6 protein-coding genes are annotated in these 5,266 nt (G+C 39.8%); 4 read left to right on the top strand and 2 right to left on the bottom strand.

The features are described 5' to 3' along the window. Positions 1 to 338: 338 nt before the first annotated feature. The 4 genes from PX636_RS07705 to PX636_RS07690 all read left to right on the top strand — a co-directional run bounded on the left by PX636_RS07705 (position 339) and on the right by PX636_RS07690 (position 3,094). Entirely contained in the window at positions 339 to 665 is a 327-nt protein-coding gene (locus PX636_RS07705) for a mannose-binding lectin (protein WP_002775566.1), read from the top strand. A 107-nt stretch (positions 666 to 772) separates the two neighbouring features. Further along, positions 773 to 994: a DUF2283 domain-containing protein gene (locus tag PX636_RS07700; RefSeq protein ID WP_002732918.1), complete on the top strand. Its 222-nt coding sequence runs from the start codon at positions 773 to 775 to the stop codon at positions 992 to 994. Between the two features lie 42 nt (positions 995 to 1,036). Beyond that, on the top strand, positions 1,037 to 2,014 hold the full coding sequence (locus PX636_RS07695) for an MvdC family ATP-grasp ribosomal peptide maturase (RefSeq protein WP_288116655.1): 978 nt from the start codon (positions 1,037 to 1,039) through the stop codon (positions 2,012 to 2,014). A 105-nt stretch (positions 2,015 to 2,119) separates the two neighbouring features. Beyond that, on the top strand, positions 2,120 to 3,094 hold the full coding sequence (locus PX636_RS07690) for an MvdD family ATP-grasp ribosomal peptide maturase (RefSeq protein WP_288116654.1): 975 nt from the start codon (positions 2,120 to 2,122) through the stop codon (positions 3,092 to 3,094). 216 nt (positions 3,095 to 3,310) lie between these two features. Here PX636_RS07690 and PX636_RS07685 read toward each other — a convergent pair whose 3' ends face one another. Then, positions 3,311 to 3,844: a GNAT family N-acetyltransferase gene (locus tag PX636_RS07685; protein ID WP_046662770.1), complete on the bottom strand. Its 534-nt coding sequence runs from the start codon at positions 3,842 to 3,844 to the stop codon at positions 3,311 to 3,313. Positions 3,845 to 4,004: 160 nt separating this feature from the next. Continuing rightward, the coding region (locus PX636_RS07680; protein ID WP_288116653.1) for an ABC transporter ATP-binding protein/permease at positions 4,005 to 5,266 on the bottom strand (1,262 nt) is incomplete at its 5' end.

The raw sequence follows: 5,266 nt of genomic DNA, 5'->3' as shown, positions 1-5,266 counted from the left end.
TTATCAGATTTGAGTTTTAAGTGTGGAGTATTAAATCCCACTTTCCGCACTTCTTAACATTGAATTAATAATTTTTACCAATATATTGCTTACAATCCTTGTCCAGTAAGGATTATAGCTACAATGATGGATTTTGATCAAGGTGAAGAATTGTAAATTTTTTTCTCAGAAAAAATCAATTATTGAAAATGTTCTCAATAGTAGTTTCTACAATCAAGGTTTTTCGTTAAAACATCTTGGGGAATGTAAAAATATATAAAAGTATATGAAGATGTGCGGAATGTCGGCTGTTAAGGCACTATGCTGAATCATATTGTTTTTTAACACACAGAGTTGTCATGCCCAATTTTTCGCACACTTGCAGCAGTATTAACTACGACCCTAACAGCACAATCCTGAGTGCTGAGTGCCAAGCTCGCGATGGAGAATGGATGCCCACCGAACTGAGGCTTAGTGACCATATCGGTAATATAGATGGGGAATTGCAGTTCGGGGATCAAAACTTCCAAGAAACCTGCCAAGATTGTCACCTTGAGTTCGGGGATGGAGACCAATCCGTATGGTTGGTATGCACTTGTCAAACAATGGATGGGGAATGGAAACCTACGCAAATACTGTTAGACAGTCAGATCGATAATAACGACAGCCAACTGGAAATCGGATAGGGTAGGAGAGGACGCAAGAAATCCACGATTCCGCTATCTGTTGGGTAGAAAACCTACACTTACCCGCAAGAAAAGTGTAGGTAGTTCAGCAAATATTGGAGAACGCCATGAAAGTGACCTATGATCCAGTCGTTGATGCTCTCAAAATCACCTTAAGTAATGTGCCAATTGCAGAAAGCGACGAGCAGAGTCCGGGGGTGATTCTCGACTATGACCAGTGGGGGAACGTGGTGGGGTTAGAAATCCTCAATGCTCAAGAGCGGATGGACAATCCCCGGTCTTGCGAATATTCGATTCTGACCACTAAACCGGAATTAGTCGCCAGTTAAGAGAGACAAAAAGAAATTTAAATATAGGAATTTCCCACTGATATGAAAGAATCGCCTAAAGTTGTTTTATTGTTGACCCATAGCGGCGATTTTTTCACGATTGACCGCGTGGCTGAGGCGATAGAAAAAAAAGGAGCCACACCTTTTCGCTTAGATACCGATAAATTTCCCTTAGAGGTTCAATTAGCAGCCCAATTTAATGGGAAAAAAAGTTTTTATCAATTAACCTATAACCATCAATCTATTGATAGTCAACAGGTGCAATCTGTTTGGACAAGACGTATTTGGCAACCTGAACTAACAGGGGATTTAGATCCTCAGTTTCGGGAGGCTTGTGTGCGAGAATCCCAGACGACTTTGGCTGGTTTTTGGGATAGTTTAAGGTCAGCGCGTTGGTTAGATAATTTAGCGCAAATTGAGAGGGCTAAAAATAAGTTATTACAACTTCGTTTGGCCTCAGAAGTTGGCTTGATTATTCCCCCCACTTTAGTGACCAATAATCCTGATGCTGCCCGGGAGTTTTTTTCCCAGGTTCAGGGACGAATGGTGAGTAAATTGTTAACTGCGATCGCCAGAAGTATGGAGTCGCCGGAATTTTTTCTTTATACCAGTAGGGTGAAAGCAGAAGACCTTGAGGAAGCGGAATCTTTACGTTATTGTCCCATGGTTTTTCAAGCGGAAATTCCCAAACAATTAGAATTGAGAGTTGTCGTGGTTAATGGACAGACATTTGTGGGAGCTTTAGAATCTTCTCAGTATAATAATTCTGCCGTAGATTGGCGAAGACCGGGTATTGATCCGGGTGCTTGGCAACATCATACTTTACCCGATTCACTATTGCAGCAACTTCAGATTTTTATGGCTAATATAGGGTTGAATTTTGGGGCGTTTGATTTTATCTTAACTCCTGGGGGAGAATACGTTTTTTTAGAAGTTAATCCGGGTGGTGAGTGGGGAATGTTAGAACGGGATTTAGATTTACCTATTTCTAATGCGATCGCTGATTTTTTAGTATGCTAAAAATCAAACCAAAACCTAATCAGGATTTTGAGGATTTTAGGATTATCAAGATTCTCAATCCAAAATCTAATCAGGATTCTCAATCCCAAATCATCAAGGAAATCTATGACCGTTTTAATTGTTACTTTTAGCCACGATAATGAAAGTATTCCTCTGGTAATCAAAGCCATAGAAACGATGGGGAAAAAAGCCTTCCGTTTTGATACCGATCGCTTCCCTACAGAGGTGAAAGTTGATCTTTACTCAGGCGGTCAAAAAGGCGGAATTATTACCGATGGAGACCAAAAATTAGAGCTAAAAGAAGTTTCTTCTGTCTGGTATCGACGCATGAGATACGGACTAAAATTACCCGATGGGATGGATAGTCAATTTCGCGAAGCTTCTCTTAAGGAATGTCGGTTAAGTATTCGAGGAATGATTGCTAGTTTATCTGGCTTTCATCTTGATCCAATTGCTAAGGTAGATCATGCCAATCATAAACAATTGCAGTTACAAGTAGCGCGACAATTAGGTTTATTAATTCCGGGGACTTTAACTTCTAATAATCCTGAAGCTGTCAAGCAATTTGCTCAGGAGTTTGAAGCAACGGGAATTGTGACTAAAATGCTGTCTCAATTTGCTATTTATGGAGACAAGCAAGAGGAAATGGTTGTTTTTACCAGTCCTGTTACAAAGGAAGACCTAGATAATTTGGAAGGTTTGCAATTTTGTCCAATGACTTTTCAGGAAAACATTCCTAAAGCTTTGGAATTACGCATCACTATCGTCGGTGAACAAATATTTACGGCGGCGATTAATTCCCAACAATTAGACGGCGCTATCTACGATTGGCGAAAAGAGGGAAGAGCGCTCCATCAACAATGGCAACCCTACGATTTACCGAAAACTATTGAAAAACAACTACTAGAATTAGTGAAATATTTCGGTCTTAATTATGGTGCAATTGATATGATTGTCACACCAGATGAACGTTATATCTTTTTAGAAATTAATCCCGTTGGCGAGTTTTTCTGGCTAGAACTTTATCCTCCTTATTTTCCTATCTCCCAGGCGATCGCTGAAATTCTCGTCAACTCATAAACCAACAAAGACAGAGCCAGAGTATTTTATCGCATCGACGAGGCTCTGACTCCAGATTTCCCCCCCGACTACTGACTTGAAAGAGGGTGTAGGGTGTGGGGTGTGGGGTGTGGGGTGTAGGGTGTGGGAAGTGGGGAAGTGGGGAGTTTTCTCAGTGAACTGATAACTGATAACTGATAACTGATAACTGACTCCTAACCCCACCAACAAACTTTTTCAGCAAACCCTACTTAATTTCCAGACCAAGACTTTCTCTCGTGCTTCTATCAGATCCATGCCTATTTTTTCTAAAACTCGCTTTGAAGCTATATTATCGGGAGCGCAGCCAGCGGTCACTGTTTGCATACCAGGTTGAGAAAGTGTCCAGTCCATCATTGCTTTTGTCGCCTCAGATGCGTAGCCTTGTCGTCGATATAACGGCGCTACTTGATAGCCAATTTCTACAGCATCTGTGGGTAAACCTGTGACATCAGGAATAATTTTGATCATCACATGACCAATAAGAGTATTTTCTGCTTGATGAATAATTAAACTCCCCCATCCCCATTCATTTTGTAAGGGGAATTGCAGCAAAATATTCGCAATATCAGGGAAAGCTTGAATCAACTCTTGTTCGGCCCAGTCAGCTGCAACTTTTACCCCCAAAATTGTTGCTAATTCATCGATACCTATAATTGCGGCCTTGAGAAGTTCAAGCTTGAAGGGGACTAAATATAATCGTTCCGTCACCAGTTTTTCCAGTGCTTTCATTTGATAAAACTCCTATACCAGTTATCAGTTATCAGTTATCAGTTATCAGTTAGTAGCTTGTTAATCAACTTACCCAGCAAAAACCTGATTCTCTAGTTCTCCTGAGAGGGGGAAGTCTGAATACTCTGTCTCACTTTCAATCTGTTTGTCACCCCATTAGCTATATTCTCACCCATTTTAAGGTTTTTGGGTCTTTATCGTAACGATAATTAAAACCATCTTTGGCAGTAATAATTTTACCTAAACTGGCTCGATTACGAACGCTACTTAAAGAATAATCAGTTAGGGACTGCATTTGTTGATGGGACAAACCTTCGGCTATTTCAGAAACTCCGGCAATTTCCGCATCATGCTCAGTTTTAACCTCAAACAAAGGCTCTATTTTTACCGCCGAAAAATCTTCTGATTTTTTTGACATCATGACCATGTCATTAACTTTTTTACGCTGATAATCTTCTACAGTTGACAGCTGCCAATGGGAATTTTCTGTTAACTCTAAGACCCATCGATGATAATTAAATAAACTTTCCCGATGACCAACACTAATAAAAGTGGTTTCACTTTCCTGTAATTGCTGATATAAGCTGGCTTCATTGGCCAAATCTAAAGCGCTAGTTGCTTCATCTAAGATAGTAAAGGTAGGTTTAGTGATTAATAGTCGAGCAAAAGCTAATCTTTGTTGTTCTCCCAGAGATAAAATTTGTTCCCAGTTGACTTCTTTATCTAAGCTATTTTTGTCAGTTAATAAATGTTGAAGATTGACTTTTTTTAAGATATTTTCTAATTCTTCATCGCTCACCTGATCATTGGTATGGGGATAAAGTAATTGCTGGCGTAAACTGCCAAGGATAATATAAGGACGTTGGGGCAAAAATAACATTTTAGCTAAAGGAGGACGAACTAAACGGCCGCTACCTGCTTTCCATAAACCGGCGATTGCTCGTAACAAGGAACTTTTTCCTCGACCACTGGGGCCAATAATCAGTAGGCTTTCTCCCAAAGGGACAGAAACCGATAAATTCTCCACAATTACCTTTTCATAATCGGGAGTTTGTAGGGTAAAATTTTCAAAAGCTAGACGATTATCTTCCAGGGTGATAATACGACTTAAGTTTTTCGGCTCTTCACTGGCAACTTTTAAGGCATCTGTCAAGGTAGCTAACCGTTCAATATAACTTGAAACTTTACCCGATGTTCCCCATTCAGTAATTAATTGTCCCAAGGCATTAGAAAAAAGGAAACAGCATAAACTCGCTTGACTAATTTCCCCATAATCGATTTCGTTTTTAATAAACATCGGGGTCAAAATAAACATTGAAAATACACTAATCGCTGACTGATAACCTCGATTAAAAAGATTATTAAACCGTTCCCAATTGATCAGTTTTTCCGAGCTTTGAATAACCCGTTCAAAACGGCCTT

Source organism: Microcystis sp. M53598_WE2, assembly GCF_030067735.1.
GTDB classification, from domain to species: Bacteria; Cyanobacteriota; Cyanobacteriia; order Cyanobacteriales; family Microcystaceae; genus Microcystis; species Microcystis aeruginosa.
Note: the sequence above shows the minus strand (reverse complement) of the source record. Positions and strands in the feature narration are given on the sequence as shown.